This window comes from Actinomycetospora chibensis (genome assembly GCF_028737215.1).
GTDB classification, from domain to species: domain Bacteria; phylum Actinomycetota; class Actinomycetes; order Mycobacteriales; family Pseudonocardiaceae; genus Actinomycetospora; species Actinomycetospora chibensis.
Window position 1 is genome coordinate 1 of sequence record NZ_JAQZAM010000022.1, and the last position, 23,558, is coordinate 23,558.

20 protein-coding genes and 1 pseudogene are annotated in these 23,558 nt (G+C 74.5%); 13 read left to right on the forward strand and 8 right to left on the reverse strand.

The features are described from left to right. Positions 1 to 152 precede the first annotated feature (152 nt). The gene (locus PH189_RS25710; protein WP_274191701.1) at positions 153 to 539 is read left to right on the forward strand and encodes a cold-shock protein; all 387 of its coding nucleotides are present in this window, start codon (positions 153 to 155) and stop codon (positions 537 to 539) included. 92 nt (positions 540 to 631) lie between these two features. On the opposite strand, the gene PH189_RS25715 is transcribed toward PH189_RS25710, so the two are convergent. From PH189_RS25715 to PH189_RS25730, 4 genes are all read right to left on the reverse strand, one after another. Further along, positions 632 to 2,413, reverse strand: coding sequence for an RICIN domain-containing protein (locus tag PH189_RS25715; protein ID WP_274191702.1), 1,782 nt, complete (start codon positions 2,411 to 2,413; stop codon positions 632 to 634). Between the two features lie 153 nt (positions 2,414 to 2,566). Then, positions 2,567 to 4,288 carry an RICIN domain-containing protein gene (locus tag PH189_RS25720; RefSeq protein ID WP_274191703.1) on the reverse strand — a complete coding sequence of 574 codons (1,722 nt, stop codon included), beginning with the start codon at positions 4,286 to 4,288 and terminating at the stop codon, positions 2,567 to 2,569. Positions 4,289 to 4,470: 182 nt separating this feature from the next. Further along, on the reverse strand, positions 4,471 to 4,980 hold the full coding sequence (locus PH189_RS25725) for a DUF2771 family protein (RefSeq protein ID WP_274191704.1): 510 nt from the start codon (positions 4,978 to 4,980) through the stop codon (positions 4,471 to 4,473). Continuing rightward, positions 4,977 to 6,560 carry an MFS transporter gene (locus PH189_RS25730; RefSeq protein ID WP_274191705.1) on the reverse strand — a complete coding sequence of 528 codons (1,584 nt, stop codon included), beginning with the start codon at positions 6,558 to 6,560 and terminating at the stop codon, positions 4,977 to 4,979. The genes PH189_RS25725 and PH189_RS25730 overlap by 4 nt, the downstream gene beginning before the upstream one ends. A gap of 113 nt (positions 6,561 to 6,673) precedes the next feature. On the opposite strand from PH189_RS25730, the gene PH189_RS25735 reads away from it, so the two are divergent. From PH189_RS25735 to PH189_RS25750, 4 genes are all read left to right on the forward strand, one after another. Then, positions 6,674 to 6,799 (forward strand): hypothetical protein, encoded by a 126-nt coding sequence (locus PH189_RS25735; protein WP_274191706.1) that lies wholly within the window; start codon positions 6,674 to 6,676, stop codon positions 6,797 to 6,799. Positions 6,800 to 6,855: 56 nt separating this feature from the next. Further along, the gene (locus PH189_RS25740) at positions 6,856 to 7,677 is read left to right on the forward strand and encodes a DUF3027 domain-containing protein (RefSeq protein ID WP_274191769.1); all 822 of its coding nucleotides are present in this window, start codon (positions 6,856 to 6,858) and stop codon (positions 7,675 to 7,677) included. Between the two features lie 4 nt (positions 7,678 to 7,681). Continuing rightward, complete coding sequence (locus PH189_RS25745; RefSeq protein WP_274191707.1) at positions 7,682 to 10,744, forward strand: sacsin N-terminal ATP-binding-like domain-containing protein; 3,063 nt, start codon at positions 7,682 to 7,684, stop codon at positions 10,742 to 10,744. Between the two features lie 77 nt (positions 10,745 to 10,821). Further along, positions 10,822 to 11,655, forward strand: coding sequence for an NmrA family NAD(P)-binding protein (locus PH189_RS25750; protein WP_274191708.1), 834 nt, complete (start codon positions 10,822 to 10,824; stop codon positions 11,653 to 11,655). A gap of 15 nt (positions 11,656 to 11,670) precedes the next feature. Here PH189_RS25750 and PH189_RS25755 read toward each other — a convergent pair whose 3' ends face one another. Beyond that, positions 11,671 to 12,093, reverse strand: coding sequence for a pyridoxamine 5'-phosphate oxidase family protein (locus PH189_RS25755; RefSeq protein ID WP_274191709.1), 423 nt, complete (start codon positions 12,091 to 12,093; stop codon positions 11,671 to 11,673). Continuing rightward, positions 12,090 to 12,926 (reverse strand): NAD(P)H-binding protein, encoded by an 837-nt coding sequence (locus tag PH189_RS25760; RefSeq protein WP_274191710.1) that lies wholly within the window; start codon positions 12,924 to 12,926, stop codon positions 12,090 to 12,092. The genes PH189_RS25755 and PH189_RS25760 overlap by 4 nt, the downstream gene beginning before the upstream one ends. 81 nt (positions 12,927 to 13,007) lie before the next feature. Between PH189_RS25760 and PH189_RS25765 the strand changes: the two genes are divergently transcribed. Continuing rightward, positions 13,008 to 13,973, forward strand: a complete 966-nt coding sequence (locus tag PH189_RS25765; protein WP_274191711.1) for an AraC family transcriptional regulator — start codon at positions 13,008 to 13,010, stop codon at positions 13,971 to 13,973. On the opposite strand, the gene PH189_RS25770 is transcribed toward PH189_RS25765, so the two are convergent. Continuing rightward, entirely contained in the window at positions 13,951 to 14,214 is a 264-nt protein-coding gene (locus PH189_RS25770) for a DUF2530 domain-containing protein (protein WP_274191712.1), read from the reverse strand. The two genes, PH189_RS25765 and PH189_RS25770, sit on opposite strands and share 23 nt — an antisense overlap. An 81-nt stretch (positions 14,215 to 14,295) precedes the next feature. Between PH189_RS25770 and PH189_RS25775 the strand changes: the two genes are divergently transcribed. The 3 genes from PH189_RS25775 (at position 14,296) to sfnG (ending at position 18,182) form a co-directional block, all read left to right on the forward strand. Then, positions 14,296 to 15,741, forward strand: a complete 1,446-nt coding sequence (locus tag PH189_RS25775; RefSeq protein WP_274191770.1) for an NCS2 family permease — start codon at positions 14,296 to 14,298, stop codon at positions 15,739 to 15,741. Positions 15,742 to 15,754: 13 nt separating this feature from the next. Then, positions 15,755 to 16,825, forward strand: coding sequence for a nitrilase-related carbon-nitrogen hydrolase (locus PH189_RS25780; RefSeq protein WP_274191713.1), 1,071 nt, complete (start codon positions 15,755 to 15,757; stop codon positions 16,823 to 16,825). A gap of 226 nt (positions 16,826 to 17,051) precedes the next feature. Further along, a complete protein-coding gene (gene sfnG, locus PH189_RS25785) occupies positions 17,052 to 18,182 on the forward strand; it encodes a dimethylsulfone monooxygenase SfnG (protein WP_274191714.1) in 1,131 nt (376 codons plus the stop codon). A gap of 83 nt (positions 18,183 to 18,265) precedes the next feature. Here the strand turns inward: sfnG and PH189_RS25790 are convergent, their stop codons facing one another. Continuing rightward, positions 18,266 to 19,276: an ABC transporter substrate-binding protein gene (locus tag PH189_RS25790; RefSeq protein ID WP_420791502.1), complete on the reverse strand. Its 1,011-nt coding sequence runs from the start codon at positions 19,274 to 19,276 to the stop codon at positions 18,266 to 18,268. 252 nt (positions 19,277 to 19,528) lie between these two features. Between PH189_RS25790 and PH189_RS25795 the strand changes: the two genes are divergently transcribed. The 4 genes and pseudogenes from PH189_RS25795 to PH189_RS25810 all read left to right on the forward strand — a co-directional run bounded on the left by PH189_RS25795 (position 19,529) and on the right by PH189_RS25810 (position 23,409). After that, positions 19,529 to 22,090, forward strand: coding sequence for a sensor histidine kinase (locus PH189_RS25795; protein ID WP_274191715.1), 2,562 nt, complete (start codon positions 19,529 to 19,531; stop codon positions 22,088 to 22,090). Position 22,091: 1 nt separating this feature from the next. Further along, a complete protein-coding gene (locus PH189_RS25800; RefSeq protein WP_274191716.1) occupies positions 22,092 to 22,511 on the forward strand; it encodes a roadblock/LC7 domain-containing protein in 420 nt (139 codons plus the stop codon). Beyond that, positions 22,508 to 22,855: a DUF742 domain-containing protein gene (locus PH189_RS25805; protein ID WP_274191717.1), complete on the forward strand. Its 348-nt coding sequence runs from the start codon at positions 22,508 to 22,510 to the stop codon at positions 22,853 to 22,855. Before PH189_RS25800 ends, PH189_RS25805 begins: the two co-directional genes overlap by 4 nt. Next, positions 22,836 to 23,409, forward strand: a pseudogene (locus PH189_RS25810) (GTP-binding protein). Before PH189_RS25805 ends, PH189_RS25810 begins: the two are co-directional and overlap by 20 nt. The last annotated feature ends 149 nt before the right edge of the window (positions 23,410 to 23,558 follow it).

A 23,558-nucleotide genomic window follows, 5' to 3' on the forward strand; every position in this document is an offset into this window, starting at 1 on the left:
CGCTCCGCTCGGACGGCGCCCGCTCGGCCGATTCGCGGTGGCCGCGCGGGGATAAGCTGGACGTCTGCGCTCCGGCGGTCGCCGGGGCGCTTCTTCGTCGTGAGCGACAGGGTCGTCGTGAGCGGAGTCCGAGCAGAGAACGGGAGACGACGGTGCCGACCGGCAAGGTCAAGTGGTACGACGCCGAGAAGGGCTTCGGCTTCCTCACCCAGGAGGGCGGGGCCGACGTCTACGTGCCCAAGGGGGCGCTCCCGCGTGAGGTGGAGGCGCTCAAGTCCGGGCAGCGCGTCGAGTTCGGCATCGCCGAGGGCCGGCGCGGGCCGCAGGCGCTGCAGGTCCGCCTCGTCGACCCCCCGCCCTCGGTGGCCGAGGCCGCCCGCCGCTCGCCCGACGAGCTCCACGGCCTGATCGACGACATGATCAAGGTCCTGGAGGCCCGGGTCCAGCCCGACCTGCGCCGCGGCCGCTACCCGGACCGCCGCCACACCAAGCAGCTGGCCGAGGTCGTGCGCGCGGTCGCCCGGGAGCTCGAGGGTTAGGAGTCGCGGCAAGCCGGTTCCACAGACCACGCTCCTCCGTCGCGTGGTCTGTGGCGTGCCGGCGCCGCGTCCTGTGGTGGGCCTCCGGCCCCTCAGTTCGCCGGGACCGCGGGCGTCGAGGTGACCGGGATCGGGGCGCTGGACTCGGTGGTCGCCGGAGGCGTCGCCGAGGTCGGCGCCGCGGCCGCGCCCGGCACCACCAGCTCGGGCAGCAGCGGCTGGCGCGGCGTGCCTCCCCCGCCGACGCTGGTGGGGGAGTTGTTGTCGACGGCGGCGAGGGCCTGACGGAGGCGCTGCAGGTCGAGGCTCCAGGCGTTCGCGGAGCTGGCGTAGACCTCGAAGTCCATGCCGTAGTCGTTGCGGAACTGGGTGCGGGTGTTGCCGCCCGGCCCGTTCTCGGCGTTGAGCGCGAACGACGGGCCGTAGGTGTCGTCGACGACGTAGGCGCCGTAGTTCTGCAGCGTCCAGGCGATCTGTCGCCCGGGCTCGGTGGTCAGGCCCAGCGACGCGATGTCCACCGTCGGCGGGATGGCGAGCAGCGAGCCCATGCGCATCGCGGTGTTCGTGTTGCCGCCCACCGAGCCGTACCAGCCGACCGCGTAGCTGTCGGACTTCACCGCGGGCCAGCGGAAGCACTCGGCCCGCGTCGCGCACTGGGCCAGCTCGGCGCGGGCGTACAGGTTGATCTTCAGGGTGTGCCGGGGGCCCTCGGTGGTGCCGGGGCGCAGTTCGCCGACCCGGATCGAGCCGCCGAGCCCGCTCATGCCCGAGCCGCCGTGGGAGCCCTGGATGCCGGGACCGTAGATGTCCTGGTCGGGGTACCGCACGTAGCTCGAGGCGGGCCCGCCGGCGACGCAGCGCGCCAGCGGCTGGGTCGAGACCACCGTCCGGCCGTCGGCGGCGAGGAACGACGCGCTCTCGTTCTTGTTGTTGCTGGGCAGCACGTAGCCCGCCGGGATCGGCACGGTGGCGAGGGTCGTCTGCTGGAGCTTGCACCGGTCCCCGCCCCACCCGCCCGAGCTCGCCCGGATCGGGGTCAGTGGTGCGGTCGGGGTGAGCACGATCGGCTCGTCGTCGATCTGGGGGACCCGCGCGCCCGTGGAGCCGCCGGGCAGGGCGGGCAGGTTCGCGGGCACGTAGACGGCGCCGCTGCCGATCGGCATGTTCCAGATGGAGGTCGACGCGAACGGCTGGCGCAGCGGGTCACGCTCGCCGGTCGGGGGCGGGGTGGTCGTGGTCGGCGGTGTCGTCGTGGTCGGCGGTGTGGTGGTCGTCGTCGGTGGTGTCGTGGTCGTGGTGGGCGGCGGCGTGGTCGTCGTGGTGGTCGTGGGGGTGGAGACGGCCGGGACGGTCCAGCGCTGCGCCGCCACCGTCGAGCACCCGGTGATGACGACCGCGGTGCCGGGCGTGGCGCCGTTGTTCTGCGGTGCGAGGCACCGGTTCGCCTTCTGGTTGAGGATCGTCCCGTCGGTCCGGACCGCCCACCGCTGCGACGTCGCCGTGGTGCTGCAGTTCGCGAGGACGACGGCGGTGTTGTTGCCGGACCCGCCGCCCGCGGTGTCCAGGCACAGGCCCGCCGGGGTCCGGATCGACCCGTCCGACCAGCGGCTGAACTGCTGGGCCGTCGCCGTGGACGGGCCGCAGGTGTTCACCGTGATGCGGCTGCCCGGCGCCGTCGCGCTGGCGGCGTTCTCGAGACACCGGTCGGCGGCGTTCCGGAACTGGCCGAGGACGGTGTCGGCCGCCGCCGACGGTGCCACCACGACGGAAAGGACCGCGAGGACGGCGGCGAGCACGGCGGACGCGGCGAGCGAGCGCCTCGCGCGCCGACGGCCGGCTACGGACGAGGTCGGTGTCGGTGTCGGTGTCGTCACGATGCGGTCCCCCCAAGGATCCAGCGGTCGCGACAGAGTTCAGTAACGAAACCGCCACGAGAAGGGCCGAAGGGGTGACGGTCGAGGTGCTGTCGAGGCGCTGACCAGCGATACGTCGTGAGTGGATCAGCGCCCCTGCTCCGTCCGGCGGCGTCAGTTCGCCGGGACGGCCGGGGTGGAGGTGACGGCCCCGGGAGCGCTGGTCTCGGTCGTCGCCGGCGGGGTGGGGACCGTCGGCGGGATCGAGATGAGCGGCTCGACGAGCTCGGGCAGCAGCGGCTGGCGCGGCGTGCCGCCCCCGCCCACGGAGGACGGGCCGTTGTTGTCGACGACCTGGAGCGCCTGGCGGATGCGCTGGATGTCGCGACTCCAGGCGTTCGGCGAGCTGGCGTAGACCTCGAAGTCCTGCCCGTAGTCGTTGCGGAACTGGGTGCGGGTGTTGCCCCCCGGTCCGTTCTCGGCGTTGAGCGCGAACGACGGGCCGTAGGTGTCGTCGACGACGTAGGCGCCGTAGTTCTGCAGCGTCCAGGCGATCTGTCGCCCGGGCTCGGTGGTCAGGCCCATGGTCGCGATGTTCACCGACGGCGGGATCGCGAGCAGCGCGCCCATGCGCATCGCGGTGTTGGTGTTGCCGCCGTTCGCGCCGTACCAGCCGACCGCGTAGCTGTCGGACTTCACGGCGGGCCAGCGGAAGCACTCGGCCCGCGTCGCGCACTGGGCGAGCTCGCCCTTGGCGTAGAGGTTGACCTTCAGGGCGTGGCGCGGACCCTGGCTGCCCGGCCGGAGCTCGCCGACCCGGATCGAGCCGCCGAGCGCGCTCATGCCCGAGCCGCCGTGCGAGCCGAGGACGCCAGGGCCGTAGATGTCCTGGTCGGCGAAACGCACGTAGCTCGTCGCCGGGCCGCCCGCCGCGCACCGGGCCAGGGGCTGGGTCTGCACGACCGTGCGCCCGTCGGCGGCGAGGAACGCGGCGCTCTGGTTCTTGTTGTCGCTGGGCAGGACGTAGTTCGCCGGGATCGGGACGGTGGCGAGCGTCGTCGGGTTGGTGACGCACCGGTTGCCGCCCCACCCGCCGGGGCTCGCCAGGATCGGGGTCAGCGGCGCCGTGGGCGTCAGCACCAGCGGCTCGTCGTCGACCTGCGGCACGCGGGCCCCGGTGCTGCCCCCGGGGAGCGCCGGCAGGTTCGCCGGCCGGTACACCGCGCCGCTGCCGATCGGCATGTTCCAGATCGAGCTCGACGCGAACGGCTGGCGGATCGGGTCGCGCCCGGCCGGGGGCGGCGTCGTGGTCGTGGTCGTCGTCGGCGGGACGGTGGTGGTGGTCGTCGGCGGGACGGTGGTGGTCGTGGTCGGGCGCGTGGTGGTGGTCGTGGGCGGGGTGGTCGGCGTCGAGGCCGCCGGCACGCTCCAGCGCATCGCGGTCGAGGTGGTGCAGGCCGCGATCACCATGCGGGTGCCGCTCGTCGCCGAGTTGTTCAGCGGAGCGAGGCAGCGCACGGCCTGCCGGTTGACCACCAGCCCGTCGGTGCGCACGACCCAGTGCTGGGTCTGCAGGGCCGGGTTGCACGCCTGGAGCACCACCGAGGTGCCGGCCGCGGTCGCGTTGTTGAGGGTGCCGAGGCACCGCCCGGCCGGCGTCTTGATCGACTCGTCGGCGGTCCAGCGGCTGAACTGCTGCGCCTGGTTGGTCGCGGTCCCGCAGGCGTTGATCTGGATCTTGTTGTTCGCCGTCGTCGCGTTGTTGAGGTTCTCCAGGCAGCGTCCGGCGGCGTTGCGGAACTGGCCGAGGACGGTCGCCGCGTCGGCGCTCGGGGCCGTGGTGACCGTCGAGAGCGCCAGGACGGCGGCGACAAGGACGCCCAGCGTGGCGAGCACGCGGGGCGCTCGTCGACGGACGGTGACAGCGCTGGGCCTGACCATGTGAAGTGCTCCCCCCGAGAACCGCCTGTGCAGGCAGACGCTCTCGACCATCGTCCCACCGGCACAGGGCCGGACGGATGAAACAGCCGAGGGCCACTCGATCGGTCGTACTGGACCGGGTGGCCCCGCCTGCTATGTCATCGGTCGTCGACGCTCAGTACCCACGTGGCCCGCGTCGCGAACTCGAGGCCGTTCGGGCCCTGGCTGATGCGCGCCCCGTACTGCTGGACCTCGGCGCTCTCGAGCTGGTCCGTCGCGGCCGGCAGGACGAGCGTGAAGGTCGGGGTGGTGCCGGGCGCGAAGACCGCGCTGCGGCCCTGCTGGACCGCCCCACCGGCGTCACGGAAGGTGAACGCGAGCTGCCACGGCGTGCTCGCGACCTCCTCGGGGACGGTGACGGACAGCGGGGTGTTCGGCGGGACCCGCAGGACACCGGAGGCCTCGGGGTCGGACCCGCAGTCGGTGACCTGCACGTCGCAGAACTGGCTGGCGCCGACCTCGACGCGCGCCCCGCCCGCGCCGAAGACGACGTCGCCGGGGGACGACGGCCCGGCGGTGGCGCGCACGACGAGGACGACGACGACCGCGACGACGACCAGCGCTGCCAGCCCGATCAGCACCTGGGTGCGACGGGAGAGCGCCCTCACCGCCGCACCCCGTTCTCGGGGTCGACCCCGCCTGCGCTCCGTCTCCGCGGCAGCATCGACGAACCCCGGCTGATCAGCACGGTCTGCACCGTACCGAGGCCCACCACGACGGCGATCACGGTGAACCCGATCCACCACGTCGGCGGCAGCAGCACGCCGAGCGCGCCGCCGAACACCCACGACAACTGCAGGATCGTCTCGGACCGGCCGAACGCCGACGCGCGGCTCGCCTCGGGGACGTCGCGCTGGACGACGGCGTCGAGGCACACCTTGAGCAGCGCGCTCGTCGTCGCGGCCACGAGCGCGGCGACGGCGGCGGTGGTGAGCCCGGTGACCCAGGCGGCGGCGACGACGGCCGCGAGGGCGAGCACGAGGCTCACGACGATCAGGACCCGTGGCCGGTCGAAGCGTTGTCGGGCCCCGACGAAGTTGCCGAGGAACCCGCCCGCCCCGGCGGCGGCGCCGACCACGCCGAGCAGGATCAGCTGGTCGCCCGGCGCGCCCTGGGTCTCGTTCTTGACCACGAACGCCGAGAACAGCATGAGGAAGCCGGTGAGGCTGCGGATCGTGCCGTTCGCCCAGAGGGCGGTGACGACGTCGCGGCCCATCCGCGCACGCCGGGCGGGCTCCCGCCCGGGGATCGGCAGCAGCGTCGTCGGGACCTCGCCCTCGGTGACCTCCACCCACGCCGGGATTCGCAGGCAGAGCCACACGGCCGCCAGGCAGATCGCCGCAGTGAGCCACGCGGCGCCGGGCGACCCGAACAGCCAGGCGATCCCGGCCGCGATCCCTCCGGCGACCCCGGAGGCGATCAGCCCGAAGACCGTGAGCCGGGAGTTGGTGGTCACGAGCGTGATGCCGGGCGGGAGCACGCGGGGTGTCACGGCGGCCTTGAGCACGCCGAACGACTTCGACAGCACCATGATCCCGAGTGCCGCCGGATAGAGCACCCAGGTGTCCATCCACAGCGCGAGCACGACGGCGAGCACGCCCTGGCCGGCCGTCGAGGCCGCCATCGCCGCGCGGCGGCCCTGCTGGAGCCGGTCGAGCGCGGGACCGATGACCGGGGCGACGAGCGCGAACGGGGCGACGGTGATGAGCAGGTAGAGCGCGACCTTGCTCTTGCTCTCGGCGCTGGCCGCGGAGAAGAAGAGGGTGTTGGCCAGCGCCACGGCGAGCGTCGCGTCGGAGGCGTAGTTCGCCATCCAGGCGTAGGTCAGGGCGGTGAGCCCGGAGCGGTCGGCGCCGTCGGCGGACGCGGCGCGGTGGAAGGCCTGCGCGCCCCGCTGGGTCAGGCGCCGGGCACGCCAGGCCGCGACCCGCGTGACCGTGATCTTGCGGGGACCGGGGTCGTCGTCGGGAGGCCCGCCGTCGGGCGGCCCGGCAGGGGTGTCGCGGGGATCCGGACCTGTGCCGGGCTCCTCGGGGTACGGGCGGGTCTGGCGGGCCGTGGGGGGCAGCCGCCCGGGCCGTCGCGGCGGCGGGGGACCGTACGGGTGGTGCCCGGACCCCGGCGGCGGGGTGGGCGTCGGCCGGTGGCGCGGGTCGTCGCCGGGCGGGCGCCGGAACGGTCCGGTCACGGGTCCATGATGACCGACCAGGCCGCCGACCGGGACACCCTCGGTGACCGCGGGACGACCGGGCGTGGCGGGACGGGGGGCCGGGTGGACGCCGGGACGACGGCGGCGCGTGCGTGTCGTCGGGCACCGCGCCCCTCACCCACCGCGCCGACACCCTGACCTACCGGCTCAGCGGTCCCTGCCCGCCGGGCGGCGGAACCCCCGACATCGTCGCCCGCCTCTCGCGCACCGCCGGGTGACGGGCACAATCGACGACGTGGTCCCCGAGCTCGCCGACCCGACGTCCGCCGCCGACATGCACGACACCCACGACACCGCCGATCCGTCGGAGACACCCGTGGCCGCCCACCTGGCCGCCGCGGGGGATCTCGCGCGCGTCGCGGCCGTCGAGACCGCCGACGGCGACGCCGCGCAGGTCGGCGAGGTCGTCGCGGTGCGGGGCGAGGACGTCCCCGACGCCGCGACCCACTACTTCGCGGCCGACAAGCCCGGCTACCGCGGCTGGTACTGGGCCGTCACCGTCGCCGGCCCCGAGGGCGACGTGAACGTCAGCGAGGTCGTCCTGCTGCCCGGGCCGGAGTCCGTGGTCGCGCCGAGCTGGGTGCCGTGGAACGAGCGGGTGCGCGCCGAGGACCTCGGCCCCGGCGACCTGCTGCCGGTGGAGGAGGACGACGAGCGCCTCGTCCCCGCCCACGCGGTGCTCGACGCCGACGACGAGGACCTCCCCTCCGACGAGGTCGTGCCCGGGCCCGGGGTCCGCGAGGTCGGCGACGAGCTCGGCATGGGCCGCCCGCGCGTGATGAGCCGCGAGGGACGCCTGGACGCGGCGGTGCGCTGGGCCGACGGCGACTTCGGGCCGGGGGCCGACATGGCCCGCGCGGCGTCGGCGCACTGCGGGACCTGTGGGTTCTACCTGCCCGTCGCCGGCTCGCTGCGCGCCGCGTTCGGGGTGTGCGGCAACGGCAACGTCCCGGCCGACGGCCGGGTGGTGCACGCCGAGTACGGCTGCGGCGGGCACTCCGAGCTGCAGGTCGACAGCGGCTCGATCATCGCGGTCGCGGACCTCGTCTACGACGACGGCGTCGAGATGGACTCCGAGCTCGCCGGACGCAGCTGAGACGATGCCGACCGGGGACACGGCCGCCCTGGGCTCCGGCGACCCGTTCGACACCGCCTCGTTGCGGCGCGCGGTGCTCGACGCCTGGACCGCCTCCCCGGCGCGCTTCCGCGAGGACGCCAACGCGGAAGAGGACCTCCTGCGCGGGGGCTATCGCGACCGGTGGTTCGTCGAGCTCGCGCAGAACGCCGCCGACGCGGCGGAGCGCGCCGGGATCACCACGACGCTGCGGGTGCGGGCGGACGGCAGCGTCCTGCACGTCGCGAACGCGGGCGCGCCGCTCGACGCCGACGGCGTCGCGGGTCTGGCCTCGCTGCGCGCGTCGGCCAAGCGCGGGTCCGGAGGCGTCGGGCGCTTCGGCGTCGGCTTCGCGGCGGTGACGGCGATCAGCGACGCGCCCCGGGTCGTCACCAGGACCGGCGGCGTCGTCTTCGACCGCGCCCGCACGGCACGCGCCGTCGCCGACGCCGGAGCGCCGGGCCTCGCCGACGAGCTGGCGCGGCGCGACGGCGCGGCGCCGGCCCTGCGGCTGGTGTGGCCCACCGGACCCGGCGAGGCGGAGCTCCCGCCGGGAGCCGACACGGAGGTCCGGCTGCCGCTGCGTGCGGGTCTCGACGCCGACGACCTGGTCGCCCTCGCGGCGGCGCAGGCGCCCGACCTCCTGCTCGCCCTGCCCGCGCTGGCGGCGGTCGATCTGCCCGACGGGATCGTGCGACGCACGGGTGACATCGGGGACGCCGACACGGTCCGCGTCGGCGACCGCCGGTGGTACGTCGTGCGCGCCGAGGGCGACGTGCCGTCCGCGCTGCTCGCCGGCCTCGCCGTCGAGGACCGCGCCCGCACGGTCTGGCGGGCCACGTGGGCCCTGCCCGGGGACGGGGCGCTCGCCGGGCCCGAGCGTCCGGACGTCCTGCACGCGCCGACTCCCACCGACGAGCGGACCACGCTGCCGGCCCGGCTGCTGGCCACCGTGCCGCTCGACCCCGACCGCCGCCACGTGCGCGACGGTGCGGTCACCGAGCACGTCCTCGCCGCGGCCGCCGCGCGGTACCCCGATCTCGTGCGCGCCCGGCCCGCCGAGGAGCGTCCCGCCCTCGTCCCCGCGCCCGCGCTGCCCGCCTCGGCGGTCGACGCGACCCTGCGCGACGCGGTGGTCGGCGCGCTGCGGACCGCGCCGTGGCTGCCGCCCGCGTCCGGCGCCGAGGACCTCCCGCCCGCCGGCGCGCAGGTGCTCGACCTCGACCCCGCGGGCCCGCCGGAGGTCCTCGCCGCGCTCGCGGAGCGGCTCGCGACCGTCCTGCCGGGGCTCGTCGACGCCCGCCTCGCCGCGCCGCGGCACGCCGCCGCCCTGGCCGCGGTCGGCGTCGCCCGCGTGGGCCCGGCGGCGCTGGTCGACGCGCTCACCGGGCTGGACCGGCCGGTGTCGTGGTGGCGCGACGTCCTCGCGGGCCTCGCCGCCCTGCCCGGGCTCACCGCGCCCGGGACGCGCGCGGAGCTCGCGGGCCTGCCGGTGCCGCTGGCCGACGGCCGGGTGGTCGCCGGCGCGCGCGGCGTTCTGCTGACCGGGGGCGACGAGGCGCTCGCCGCCCGCCTCGCCGCGGCCGCGATCCCCGGGCTGCGCGTGGCCGCGCCGGGCCTCGACGACGACCCGGCGGCCCGTGAGCTGCTCGTGGCCCTCGGCGCGCGACCCCTCGAGGGCCCCGCGCTGCTCGCCGACCCGGCGCTTCGCGAGGCGGTCGACCGCTCCGTGGACGACGCGGAGGAGGGCCCCGACGCCGACGGGCGGGCCCGGCTCGACGCGCTCGCCGCGCTGGTGCTCGACCTCGTGGCCGACGGCCACGCCGACCGGGACCTCGGTGCCCTGGCACTGCGCGACACCGCGGGCGGGTACCGCCGCGCCGACGAGCTCCTCCTGCCCGAGGGCCTGCTGCGCGGGCTGGTCGACCCGGACGGCCCGCTCGGGGTGCTCGACCCGACGGTCGCGGGCGGGCACCCGCACCACGCGCTGATCGCGGTCGGCGTGCTCGACGGGTTCGCCGTCCTGCGCGATGACGCCCCCGCGGGCCCCGACCACGACCTCGACGACGAGGAGACGTGGTGGGCCGAGGAGGTCGACCCCGCCGCCGACCACGGGCGCGACGGCCCGGACCCGGGACCGCTGGTCGCCGTCCGGGACCTCGAGCTCGTCGCCGACGACCGCTGGGACGACGCGTGGCCGGTGCTCGCCGCCGACCGCGAGGTCCGCGAGGCCCTCGGCGGTGCCCGCCCCGTCGAGTCCGCCGGAGACACCCGGCCCTGGCCGTACACGGCGTGGTGGCTGGGGCGGCACGGGCGCCTGGCCGGGCAGCCGCCGACGGCCTGGCGCCTGCCCGGGGCGACCGCGGTGGAGGGCCTCTACGACCCGGTGCCCGACGACGTCGCGGCGCGCCTGGACCCGGCGTTCCTCGCCGCCGTCGGGGTGCGCACCGAGGCCCGGGTGCGGTGCGCCGAGGACGCGGCCGACCTGCTCGCCCGCCTCGCCGACCCCGCCCGCACCGTGCCCCCGGCGCGCGCGGCCACCGCGCACGCCGCGCTGGCCGAGGCCGTCGCCGCCGGCCGGGTCGTCGTCGCCGACGTGGATCCGCCGGACCGTGTCCGCACCGCCGACGGCGGTGTCCGGGACGCCGCTCCGGGACGCGCCGTGCCGCCCGCCGTCCTCGACCGCGCCCAGCTCGTCGCGGTGCTCCCGCCCGCGGCGCTCGTGCTGCCCGGCACGGGCGACCCGGCGGTGCTCGCCGACCTGCTCGACCTCGCGCCGGCCTCCGAGCGGGTGCGCGTGACGGTGCGCGAGGGCGGCCGCGCCGTGCCGTGGGAGCAGATGCCGGCGGCCGTCGCCTGGGCGGCGGCGCTGGGCCGCCCGCTGCCCGAGGGCGCGCTGGTGCTCCACGACCGCCTGCGCGTCCTCGTCGTCGACGACGACCGCGGCGGCGCCCCCGTCGAGTACACCCCGAGCGCGTGGGTCGACGACGCCGGCGTCGTGCACGCCGACGACCCGGTGCGCGGGCTGATCGCCGCCCTGTCGTCCTAGAGGACCATCGCGGACCGGAGCTGTCCGCCTCTCTCGCGAGGATCGATCTCGTCAGCACGGCGACGAGGAGGAGCGAGATGACGATCCTGGTGACGGGCGCGAGCGGCACGGTGGGGCGTTCCCTGGTGACCCAGTTGCTCGCGGCGGGGCACGGGGTGCGGGCGCTCAGCCGTGATCCGGAGCGTGCCGCGCTCCCGGCCGGCGCCGAGGTCGTCCGCGGCGACATCACGGATGCCGCGGGCCTCGCGCGCGTGCTCGACGGCGTCGAGGCCGCGCACCTGATCACCTTCGGCGGCGACGGCTACGAGGCGCTGGAGAACGGCCCGGAGATCGTGGCGGCGCTGCGCACCGCGGGCGTGGGCCGGGTGAGCGTCCTCGGCGGCTGGGACACCAGCACGCTCGAGCCGGCCCTCGACGCGGCCGGCGTCCCGTGGGCGCTGCTCAGCCCCGTCGAGTTCATGGCCAACACCCTCGACCACGCCGAGGCGATCCGCGCCGGCGGCGAGGTCCGGGTCTACGACGGCGGGCGCACCAGCGCCGCGGTGCACGAGGCGGACATCGCCGCGGTCGCGCTCGCGGTGCTCACCGGCGCGGCGCCCACCGGCCGCCGGTACATGCTCACGGGCGGCGAGGCGGTGACGCTCGAGCAGAAGCTCGCGGCCGTGTCGGAGGCGCTCGGGCGGCCCGTGACGCTCACCCGGCTCTCGGAGGACCAGGCGCGCGCCGACCTCGCCGTCGCGGGCCTGCCGCCCGAGGCGGTCGAGTTCACGATCGCCCTGGAGAACGACCCGCCGCCGGTCGGCTCGATCCCGGTGGACACCGTGCGGGAGGTGACGGGACGCCCGCCCCGCACGTTCGCGGAATGGGCGCGCGACCACGTGGACGCCTTCCGGGCGCACGCCCCGGTGTGACGGGGAGGTGAGGCGTCAGAACGTGACGCGGCGGACCTCCTCGGGGTGCAGGACGACGCGGACCTGGTCCTCGGCGAGGATGCCGGCGAGGTCGGCGGCCCGGACGGGGTCGTCGAGGTCCCAGTAGCGCGCGGCGAGGCGGGCGGCGAGGTCGTGCGCCCCGTCGGTCTCGATCGTCGCGCGGCCGGCGACGGACACCCAGCGCTCCCGCTCGTCGGCCGGCGCGGCGACGATGATCGCGGCACGGGGGTCGCGCCGCAGACGTCGGATCTTCAGCGTGTCCGGTCCGGTGAAGAGCTGGACGGTCCCCTCCGCGGTGGCCTCGAACCACACCGGCCGCGACGACGGCGGCGTCGGGCCCGCCGCCGTGGTGAGGAAGCCGAGCAGGGGACGGGCGAGGAACGCGAGGTCGTCGGGGGTCAGGTGCTCGTCGCTCATCGTCCCCACGCCCCCGTGACGGCGGTGCGCAGGACGTAGTCCTCGAACGTCCGGGGCGCGCGGCCCAGGAGCCCGGCGAGCGCGTCGGTCGTCCCGGCGATGAGGCCCTGCTCCATGAGCACGAACATCTCGGCGACGTGGTGGGCGTCCTCCTCGCCCACCCCCTGCTCGACCAGCGCCGCGGTGTACTCGGCGGGCGAGATCTGCCGGTAGAGCAGGGGTCGTCCGGTGGCCCGGGAGATCAGGTCGACGGCCTCTCCGAAGGTGATCGAGCGCGGCCCGGTGAGCTCGTAGGTGCGCCCGGCGTGGCGCCCGGGCTCGGTGAGCACCGCGGCCGCGGCGTCGGCGACGTCCTCGAGGTCGATGAACGGCTCGCCGACCGGGCCGGCCGGGAGCGCCAGCTCGCCGGCGAGCAGCGGGGCGTGCCAGAGCTCCTCGTCGAAGTTCTGCGCGAAGTTGGCCGGCCGCAGCACGGTCCACTCCAGCGCCGAGCCGCGCACGGCGTCCTCGGCCGAGCGCATGTCGCGCCCGAAGTCCGAGTCGCCCCACGTGTCGGCGCCGTGCCCGGAGAGCAGGACCAGGCGCCGCACGCCGGCGGCCTCCGCCCGCGCGACGAACGCGTGCACGGGCCCGGGCACGGACGGCGGCACCACGTACGCCGCGCTGACGCCGCGCAGCGCGGCGTCCCACCCGGTGGGGTCGGACCAGTCGAAGCGGGTCCCGCTGGAGCGCGAGGCGGCGCGCACCGGGACGCCGCGCAGGCGCAGGCGGGCGGCGACCCGCCGGCCGGTCTTGCCGGTGGCGCCGAGGACGAGGGTGGTGTCCGTGGTCATGGCGACGAGTCAACGCCGCAGCGGTAGACGGCGCCATAGGCGAAGCGCGCGATCGCCTGTGCGTTCGTCTAGCCTGGGGGCGTGGACGCGTTCGGCGACATGATCCGCGGGGTGCGGGCGCAGGGCTCCCTGTTCGGCAGCTCGACCCTGACCCCGCCCTGGTCCCTGCACTTCGTCGACGGCGCGCCGCTGACGTTGTGCGCCGTCCTCGGGGGCGGGGGCTGGGTCGTGCCGGAGGGCCACCCACCGGAGTCGCTGCGCCCGGGCGACACCGTCATCGTGCGCGGGCCCGGGACGTTCACCTTCGTCGACGAGGTCGGCACGCGGGCGACGCCGGTGGCGTGCGGGGAGTTCTGCACGGCGCCCGAGGAGGGCGGGACGCGGCACCGGCGCGGGTGGCACGACCCGGGGGACGCCGGGGCCGCCGGGGCCACGACGCTCGTCGTCGGCGCCTACCCGGTGCGCGGCGAGATCAGTGGGCGGCTGCTCGACGCCCTGCCGACCGTGCTGCGCGTCGACTCCGGGGGCGGGGGCGACCCCGTGCTGGAGCACCTCGCCGCCGAGGTCGCCACCGACACCCCCGGGCAGCAGGTGGTGCTCGACCGGCTCCTCGACTGGCTGCTCGTGTGCTCGATCCGCACGTGGTTCGACCGGCCCGGCGGCGAGCCCCCGGCCTGGTACGCCGCCCAGCGCGACCCGGTCGTCGGCGACGCGCTGCGCCTGCTGCACGCCGAGCCCGCGGCGGCCTGGACGGTCTCCTCGCTGGCCGGGCGCGCCGGCGTCTCGCGGGCCACGCTCGCGAAGCGCTTCGTCGACCTCGTCGGCGAGCCGCCCCTGACCTACCTCACCCGCTGGCGCATGACGCTCGCCGCCGACCGGCTGGTCGAGCAGGAGTCGGCGACGCTCACCGAGGTCGCCCACGCCGTCGGCTACTCGGACGCGTTCGGGTTCAGCACGGCGTTCAAGCGGACCCGGGGCGTCAGCCCGAGCGAGTACCGGCGCACCACCCGGTCGCCGGGCCCCGCTACAGCTTCTGGGCGCCCCTGACGCCGCGGCGCAGGGCGCGGCGCTGCAGGGCGAGCACGGCGAGCCCCACCGCGCCGAGACCCACGCCGACGAGCGTCGCCGCGAACCACACGTCGAGGGGCCGCACGCCCGTCGCGGCGAGGACGCCGAGCACCACGGCGACCGCCGCCCAGACCGCCGAGCCCGCGAGGATCACGGGCACGGGGTCGGTCAGCCGCCGCGGCAGGGGCGGCGGCTCGGCGTGCAGGTCGAACCGGTTCACCCGCAGAACCCTACGTGAGGGATGTTCAGAGCTCGATCGCTGTGAAGATCACGCACATGAAGGAGGTGTGCTCCGGCTAGCCTGCCCGCCGTGCTGCAGCGCTACTTCCGCCTGAACGAGCGCGGGACCTCCGTCACCCAGGAGGTCCGCGGTGGGCTCGTCACCTTCGTGACGATGGCCTACATCGTCGTCCTCAACCCGCTGATCCTCGGCAGCCTCGATCCCTCGAGCCCGTCGGCGAAGCGCGACGTGCTCGGCATGACGCTCTCGGTGCCGCAGGTCGCCGCGGTGACGGCGCTGGTCGCGGGCGTCATGACGATCGTCTTCGGACTCGTCACCAACTTCCCGTTCGCGATGGCCACCGGCCTGGGCATCAACACCCTGGTCGCGGTGACGATCGCCCCGCAGGTCACCTGGCCCGAGGCGATGGGCCTCGTCGTGGTCAACGGTGTGATCATCGTGATCCTCGGGCTCACCGGATTCCGCACGGCGGTGTTCAACGCCATCCCCGACCCGCTCAAGATCGCGATCGCGGCGGGGATCGGCGCGTTCATCGCCTTCATCGGGTTCGTCGACGCCGGGTTCGTGCGCCGCCTGCCGGACGCCGCGAACACGACCGTGCCCGTCGGGCTCGGCATCGAGGGCTCGATCGCCTCCTGGCCGACCGCGGTGTTCTGCGTCGGGCTGCTGCTCACCGGCGTGCTGGTCGCCCGGGGAGTACGCGCCGGGATCCTCATCGGGGTGCTCGCCACGACCGTGCTCGCGATCATCGTCGAGGCGATCGTCGCCGTCGGCCCGTCCAACGGCACGAACCCGAAGGGCTGGAACCTCGGCTACCCCGGGCTGCCCGAGTCGATCGTCTCGCTGCCCGACCTCTCGCTCGTCGGCGACGTCTCGCTCGGCGCGTTCGCCCGGCTGCCCGCGCTGGCGGTCACGCTGCTGGTCTTCACGCTCGTGCTCGCCAACTTCTTCGACGCGATGGGCACCATGACCGGGCTCGGCCGCCAGGCCGGGCTGCTCGACGACCGCGGCCAGCTGCCGAACATCGGCCGCGCGCTCGTCGTCGAGGGTGCCGGCGCCGTCGCCGGCGGTGCCGCGTCGGCGAGCTCCAACACGGTGTTCGTGGAGTCCGCGTCGGGCGTCGCCGAGGGGGCCCGCACCGGGCTCGCCAACGTCGTCACCGGCCTGCTCTTCCTGGCCGCGATGTTCTTCACCCCGCTCTACGAGGTCGTCCCGGTCGAGGCGGCCGCGCCCGCGCTCGTCATCGTCGGCGCCCTGATGATCGGCGGTGTCCGCGACGTCGAGTGGTCGGACTTCTCGGTGGCGCTGCCGGTGTTCCTGACGATCGTCGTCATGCCGTTCACCTACTCGATCGCCAACGGCATCGGCGCAGGGTTCATCAGCTGGGTGCTGCTGCGCACCGCGACCGGCCGCGTCCGCGAGATCCACCCGCTGATGTGGGTCGTCGCCGTCGCGTTCGTCCTCTACTTCGCGGTCACACCGTTGCGGGTGCTGTTCGGCCTGTGAGGTACTCGGTGGCGTGATCGAGCCTTACCAGGTGGTCGGCCTGATCCCGACGATGCGCGGGATCCGGTACCGGGACGAGATCAAGCACAACCTCGAGCACCTCGAGCACCTGGCGAAGGCGGCGTCCTGGCTCTCGGCGATGGCGCTGCCGGTCCGCCTGATCACCATCCCGGAAGGCGCGCTGCAGGGCTTCAACGACGAGGTGCTCGATCACGACCACGAGTGGTTCGCGCGCGAGTGCGCGATCGACATCCCCGGCCCCGAGACCGAAGCGCTCGGTCGGATGGCGGCCACCTACGACGCCTACGTGATGGCGACCGCCAAGGCGCGACACCCCGAGTTCCCCGGCCGGTTCTTCAACGTCGGGTTCGCGATCTCCCCGCAGCAGGAGATCGTGCTCGTCCACCACAAGGTCACGCCGCTGCAGCCCGTCGAGCACTCGGTCACCCCGCACAACGTGTGGGACCGGTGGGTGGAGCTCTACGGCGACGGGCTCGACGCCTTCTACCCGGTCGCCGACACCGAGATCGGGCGCCTCGGGATCATGATGGCCAACGAGGCGTCCTACCCGGAGAACGCACGCGGGCTGGCGATGAACGGCTGCGAGGTGGCCTACCGCGGGCCCTACCCGCACCCGCACGCCGGCAACGGTTTCTACGAGATCCAGAACAGGGCGCGGGCGCTGGACAACAACATGTACGTCGTCGCCAACCAGGTGGGCACGTACTACCTGTACACGGACTCCGACGTCCCGATCGACACCTTCGGCTCACCGAGCATGATCTGCGACTACCGCGGCTCCGTGGTGGGTGAGGTCGGGTACGCGGGCCACTCCACCTACCTGGCCGGCACCGTCGACATCGGGGCGCTGCGGGACTTCCGGGCCCGCGCCCAGTTCGGCAACTGGCTCAAGGACCTCACGACCGAGCAGTACCGGGCGATCTACCGGGACCCGATCTACCCGAAGAACCTCTACCTCGACCGCGCGCCCTACGACCACGCGGAGTACCGCCGTGAGGTGACCGAGAAGCAGATCGAGCTCCTGCACTCCCGCGACGTGTGGCGCCGCCCCGACCGGTCCTGAGAGCGGCCCGATCGCGTCACCGGGGTGTGACCGGCACCCGGCTCCGGTTGACAGGTTCTCGCGGTACCGGAAGCGTCGGGCGCGATGGGTTGGACACCACTGACGCGCCGTCGGCACGTCGACCACGGGAAGCTCGCGACCACGCTCTGTCGCTGAGCTCCCTTCCTCCCCCGATCTCCCGCGCGGTCCTCCCGCGCCCCACCCCTCTTCGAGGAGGCACACAGCCGTGTCCGTCGGCATCCCCACCCAGCCGCTCAAGTTCGCCTACTGGGTCCCCAACGTCTCGGGCGGGCTGGTCACCAGCGGCATCGAGCAGCGCACCGACTGGAACTGGGACTACAACCGCGACACCGCGATCGCCGCCGAGAACAACGGTTTCGAGTACGCGCTCTCGCAGGTCCGGTACATGGCGAGCTACTCCGCCGAGTACCAGCACGAGTCCACGTCGCTGTCCCTGGCGATCATGATGGCCACCGAGCGCCTCAAGGTCATGGCCGCGGTGCACCCGGGAATGTGGCATCCCGGGGTGTTCGCCAACTTCGGTGCCACCGCCGACCACCTGACGAACGGGCGCTTCGCGACCAACGTCGTCTCGGGCTGGTTCAAGGGCGAGTTCACCGCGTTCGGCGAGCCGTGGCTCGAGCACGACGAGCGCTACCGGCGCACCGAGGAGTTCATCTCCTGCCTCAAGGGCATCTGGGAGCAGGACCACTTCGAGTTCAAGGGCGACTTCTACCGCTTCCACGACTACTCGCTGAAGCCCAAGCCCCTGAACACCCCGGAGCGCCCGCACCCGGAGATCTTCCAGGGCGGCAACTCGACGGCCGCGCAGAAGATGGCCGGTCGCGTGTCGGACTTCTACTTCTCCAACGGCAAGGACTTCGACGGCGTCACCGAGCAGCTCGACGTCATCAACGCGACCGCGGCCGAGCACGACCGCTCCGTGAAGTTCGGGCTCAACGGCTTCATGATCGTCCGCGACACCGAGAAGGAGGCCCGGGACACCCTGCGCGAGATCGTCGACAAGGCGAACGTCGAGCAGGTCGAGGGGTTCCGGCAGGCGGTGCAGCAGGCCGGCGCATCGGCGTCGGACAAGAAGGGCATGTGGGCGGACTCCTCGTTCGAGGACCTCGTCCAGTACAACGACGGCTTCAAGACCCAGCTGATCGGCACCGCCGAGCAGGTCGCCGAGCGCCTCGTCGAGTACAAGAAGCTCGGCGTCGACCTCTCCCTGCTGTGCTTCCTGCACGTCAAGGAGGAGATCGAGCAGTTCGGCGAGAAGGTGCTGCCGATCATCCGCGAGATGGAGGCCGAGCTCCCCGACGCCGAGCCGGCGCCGGCGCTCGCCCAGGCCTGACCCCCCGTGAGCGGACTTCGGGGCTATAGCCCCGAAGTCCGCTCACGGTGCCTCGGGGTGGCGTCCACGAGGCCCGGGGGCGCTCAGGCCGGTGGCCCGAGCATCGGCGCGACGTCGATCCGGCCCGGCACCAGGCCGAACTGCGTCATCAGGTCGGCCACCCGCTGCAGGCGCGTCGCGTCGAGCGACTGGGGGAACGTGCCGATGGTGATGAGCGAGGCCGTCGACTGGTCGATCCGGACGTAGGTCGGGAGCACCTGCTCGACGTTGCGACGGTCCGAGGCCGCCTGCTGCCCGCGGGCCATCGCGCGCTGGAAGGCCGCGACGGTGCGCGGGTTCTCCCGGGCGAAGGCCTCCGTGGTGCCGTAGCCGGCGATCGGGATGTCGGCGGTCGGGCCGGACGCCGTGTCGAGGACCGGGAGGGCGCCGAGGCTGCGCGAGGCCGAGGTGATGAACGGTTCGACCATCGCGGCGGCGTCGACGCGCCCGGTGGCCAGTGCTGCGCCCATCTCCGGGAACGGGATCTCCACGAACTGCACGGAATTCGGGTCGACGCCGTTGGTCTGCAGGGCGGACCGGGCGTTGAGCTCGACGATGTTGCGGAACGTGTTCACCGCGACGCGTCGCCCCGCGAGATCGCGCGGAGTGCGCACCGCGCCGTCGGGTCGGGCGAGGAGCAGGAAAGCGTTCGCATCCGCCTGATATCCGTCCGACACCAGACGGAATTGTCCGACACCCTGACTCTGCGCAAGAAAGAACGACACGTAGTTGCCGAATGCGACGTCGAGACGTCCGCCGACCAGGCCCGGCGTCGAGGCCGCACCGCCCTGGGCCGCGATCGGCTCCACCATCAGGCCCTCCTCCCGGAAGAACCCGCGCTGCTGGGCCAGGTAGAACGACGCCGTGTCGACGATGTCGAGCATGCCGACGCGCAGTGTGGACCGCTCCGGCCCACCGTCCCGGGGGCTCGCCGGCGCCGCGTCGTCGGCGCCCGACGCCGAGCATCCCGAGAGGGCGAGAGCGAGCACAATCGTCAGCAATCGGATGAAGAGTGATCGCAGCGGATACGGCCGATAACTGGTTCGATTGCGCACAATCAACCTCCTTTCGGGCGAGCGTGGCCCGGTTCCGGATCGGCCCTTCGTCGTAATGGGCGATAGAAGGCCACGATCGGGTGTCGCCCGACTCACGAACAAGCTACCGTCATTCCACAGAGCGTCAGCAATGGTCGCCATTTCGTAGGGGGATATCCACCGACATCGGGGTCGGGCGTCCCGTGATCTCACCGGGCCGCCGGCTCGCGAGGCGTGGCCCTTCGCAGTCTCATCCGACGATGGGGGTCGTCCGTGGCCGAGGGCAGCGAATCCGCCGTGCCCCGGGTCGACCCGCGTCCCGACCCTCGTCCCTGGGCTCCCAGCCGGTGGCGTGTCCGCACCAAGGTCGTCGCCGTCGTCCTCGTCCCGCTCCTGCTCGCGCTGGTCCTTGCCGCGGTCACCGTCGGCAACCAGCTCGCCGAGCGGAGCGCGCTGCAGCAGGTGGCGGCCGGGACCCGGCTCAGCGGCACGGTGGCGGGCCTCGTCGACGCGCTGCAGATCGAGCGCAGCGAGGCCACGGCGTTCGTCGCCGCCGACCGGCGTTCCGACCGCACGCCGCTGGATCTGGCCGCCGATCGCGTCGACCGGGCCGTGGGGGCGCTGCGCGACGCCGGGCCCTCGGTGACCGATCTCGACCCCGGCGTGCAGGACCGCTACGCCGTCGCGCTCGCCCGTCTCGACGGCCTCGGGGCGCTGCGGTCGGCCGCGGTCGCGACCCGGTACCCGGCCCCCAGCGTGGTCACCTCCTACACCGGCTTCGTCGAGCCCCTGCTCGACCTCGCCCGCGACGTCGCCGGGACGGCCGGTCAGACCGCTGTCGTGCGTCCGGCGACGAGCCTCGCCGCCCTGGGCCGGGCGAAGGAGCAGGCCGAGATCCAGCACGCCCTGCTCCTGGTCGCGGCCGCCGGGGGGACGTTCCCGTCGGGGGACGGCGAGGCCCTGCGCAGCGCGGTGGCCGAGCAGGCCGCCGCCACCGCCGAGTTCGAGGCGGGGGCGTCGCCGGCGCAGGTCCAGGTCTTCGAGGACACCGTGGCCGGGCCGGAGGTCGACCAGCGCATCCGCATCCTGCAGACCGCGCTGCTGCGCGACGGCGGGGGACAACCACCGGGGGTCGACCCCGTGGCCTGGGACCGCGCCGCGGGCGCCACCCGCGAGGCGATGCGGACCGTCGAGACCGGCCTGTTCACCGAGCTCGAGGGCACCGCCGACGCGCTCGTCTCCCGGGCCGGCACCACCGTGCTGATCGTGGCGGTGGCCGTCGTCCTCGGGGTCCTGCTCGCCGTCGTGCTGGCGGCCCTGATCGCGGGCTCGTTGATCACGCCCCTGCGGCGCCTGCGCTACTCGGCACTCGACGTGGCCGAACGCCGCCTCCCCACGTCGATCCAGCGCCTCGAGGAGGGGAGCGGGGACGAGGAGGACACCGACGTCGAGCCGGTCCCGATCCACACCGACGAGGAGGTCGGGGAGGTGGCCCGCGCGTTCGACACCGTCCACCGCGAGGCCGTGCGACTGGCCGGCGAGCAGGCCCGGCTGCGCACCAACCTCAACGCGCTGTTCGTCAACCTCTCCCGGCGCTCCCAGGGGCTGGTGGAGCGCCAGCTGCTCGTCATCGACTCCCTCGAGGGCCGGGAGGAGGACCCGGACGTCCTCGCCGAGCTGTTCGCACTCGACCACCTCGCGACCCGCCTGCGCCGCAACGGTGAGAACCTCCTGGTGCTGGGCGGCTCGGCGCCGGCACGGGGTGGCACCGACCCCGTGCCGTTGACCGACGTGGTCCGCGCGGCGGTCGGGGAGATCGAGGACTACACGCGCGTCGACGTCCGCCCGGCGCCGGCCGTCCACGTCCGCGGGGGTCCTGCGGACGACCTCACCCACCTGCTCGCCGAGCTCCTCGACAACGCGACCACCTACTCGCCGCCCGGTGCCCCGGTGGTGGTCAGCGCCTCGCGCGCGCCCGACGGGGGGCTGGTCCTCGAGGTCACCGACCAGGGCCTCGGCATGGACGCCGACGAGCTCGCCGAGGCGAACGCCCGGCTCGAGCGCCCCGTCCTGCTCGACAGCTCGGTGCCGCGCCAGATGGGCCTGTTCGTGGTCGGCGCGCTCGCACGCCGGCACGACATCGTCGCCCGGCTGCTCCCCGGTGACGACGGAGGGATCGCGGCGAGCGTGCAGGTGCCCGCCGCGCTGCTCGTCCGCCCGGTGCGGGTCGAGCCGGACCCGGTGGTCCCGGCGCCGCGCGCCGGTGCGGCCGGCGATCCGGTGGGCGACCCGGAGAGCGATCCCCTGACCGACCGCCTTCCCGTCGTCGGGGTCGAGGACGGTGCGGACGAGAGCCCGATCTTCCGGGAGATGTGCTCGGCGTGGTTCTCCGAGGAGGGTCCGCCGGCGCCCCGGGCGTCCGCGGAGGACGCGGCGCCCGCGTGGCGCTCGACCGCCGACGAGGGATGGCGTGCCGTCGCCGCGCGCACCGCGGGGACGACGGAGACGCCGCGCGAGCAGACCGGGTCCGGGTTGCCCCGACGCCGCCGCGGCGCCGAGCTCGTGCCGGGGGGCGCCCCCGCCGAGGCGGACGACGTGCCGCGGCCGCGCCGGGCCGTCGACGCGGAGGCCCTGCGGGGGCGGATGGGCTCGTTCCAGGACGGCATCCGGCGGGGACGCCGCGACGTCGACACGGACTCGTTCGAGCAGGTCGACGGCGAGAGCGACACCGACATCGACATCGACACCGACACCGACACCGACCCCGGCGAGCCCTTCGACGCCGGTGCCGGTGCCGCGGCCGGCGGCGGGCACCACGATCAGGGAGGTCGATGACGTGACCGGGACCCCTCCCACGCACCGCTTCTCCTGGCTGGTCGACGACTTCGTCGGGCGGGTCCCCGGCGTCGCCCACGCCGTGGTGATCTCCGTGGACGGTCTGCTGCTGACCCGCTCGGAGCACCTGCCCGACGAGCGGGCGGACCAGCTGGCCGCGATCGCCTCGGGGCTCGTGAGCCTGGCGGGAGGGGCGGCGCGGTGCTTCGACGCCGGCGAGGTCGTCCAGACCGTCGTCGAGACGGACCACGGCGTGGTGCTGCTCATGGCCATCCGGGACGGCTCGAGCCTCGTCTGCCTGGCCACCTCCGACTGCGACCGCGGCCTGGTCGGCTACGAGATGACCCTCCTGGCCGACCGGGTGGGGAAGGCCCTCACCCCGGCGGTGCGTCGCGAGCTGCGCACCGCCCGGGCGACATGACCTCCGGCGCCGGACCCGAGCGCTCCCCGCGTGTCCGGCCCTACACGATGACCCGCGGGCGCACGCGGACCGGAGTGGCGCTCGCGGTGGAGACACTCGTCGAGACGGCCTCGGGTGCCGATCCCCGGGGTGCGCCGCAGGAGCAGCAGGCGATCTGCCGGCTGTGCGTCCGCCCGATCTCGGTGGCCGAGGTGTCGGCCCGGATCGCCCTGCCCCTCGGCGTGGTGCGGGTGCTCCTCGACGACATGGCCGGCGACGGTCTCGTCGTGCTGCACGTGGCCTCGACCGATCGTCCCGACCTGGCGCTGATGGAGAGGGTGCTCGATGGCCTCCAACGTCTCTGACATCGCCCCGCCGCAGGCGTCCCCCGCCCCGGCGAAGATCGTCGTCGCCGGGGTTCGGGGTCGGGAAGACCACCTTCGTCGGTGCGGTGTCCGAGATCGCGCCCCTGGTCACCGAGGCCGTGATGACCGAGGCGGGCGCCGGGGTCGACGAGCTCCCGCCGGCCCCCGGGAAGACCACGACCACCGTCGCCATGGACTTCAGGCGGATCTCCCTGCCCTCGGACCTGATCCTCTACCTGTTCGGCACGCCGGGACAGGAGCGGTTCTGGTTCATGTGGGACGACCTCGTGCGCGGGGCGATCGGTGCCGTGGTCCTCGCCGACACCCGCCGGCTCGACGCGTGCTTCGCGGCCATGGACTTCTTCGAGGCTCGCGGGCTGCCCTACGTCGTCGGCGTCAACTCCTTCGACGGGGCCCGCCGGCACGACCTCGACGAGGTCCGGGAGGCGATGGAGCTCCCGGCGGGCACGCCGCTGCGCTACTGCGACGCCCGGGAGTCGACCGTCGAGATGCTCGTCGTGCTGGTGCGGCACGCGATGGCGCGGGCCTCGTGAGCGGGGCCCGTGTCGTGGGGGGCCCGATGGACGTCGTACGAGATGATCTCGAGCTCGAGCTGCTGGTCGCCCGGATGGACCGGGGCTCTCGACGTTCGACGACGCGTCGTGGGACCGCGCTGGTCGTCGCCCGCCGACGCCGGCCACAG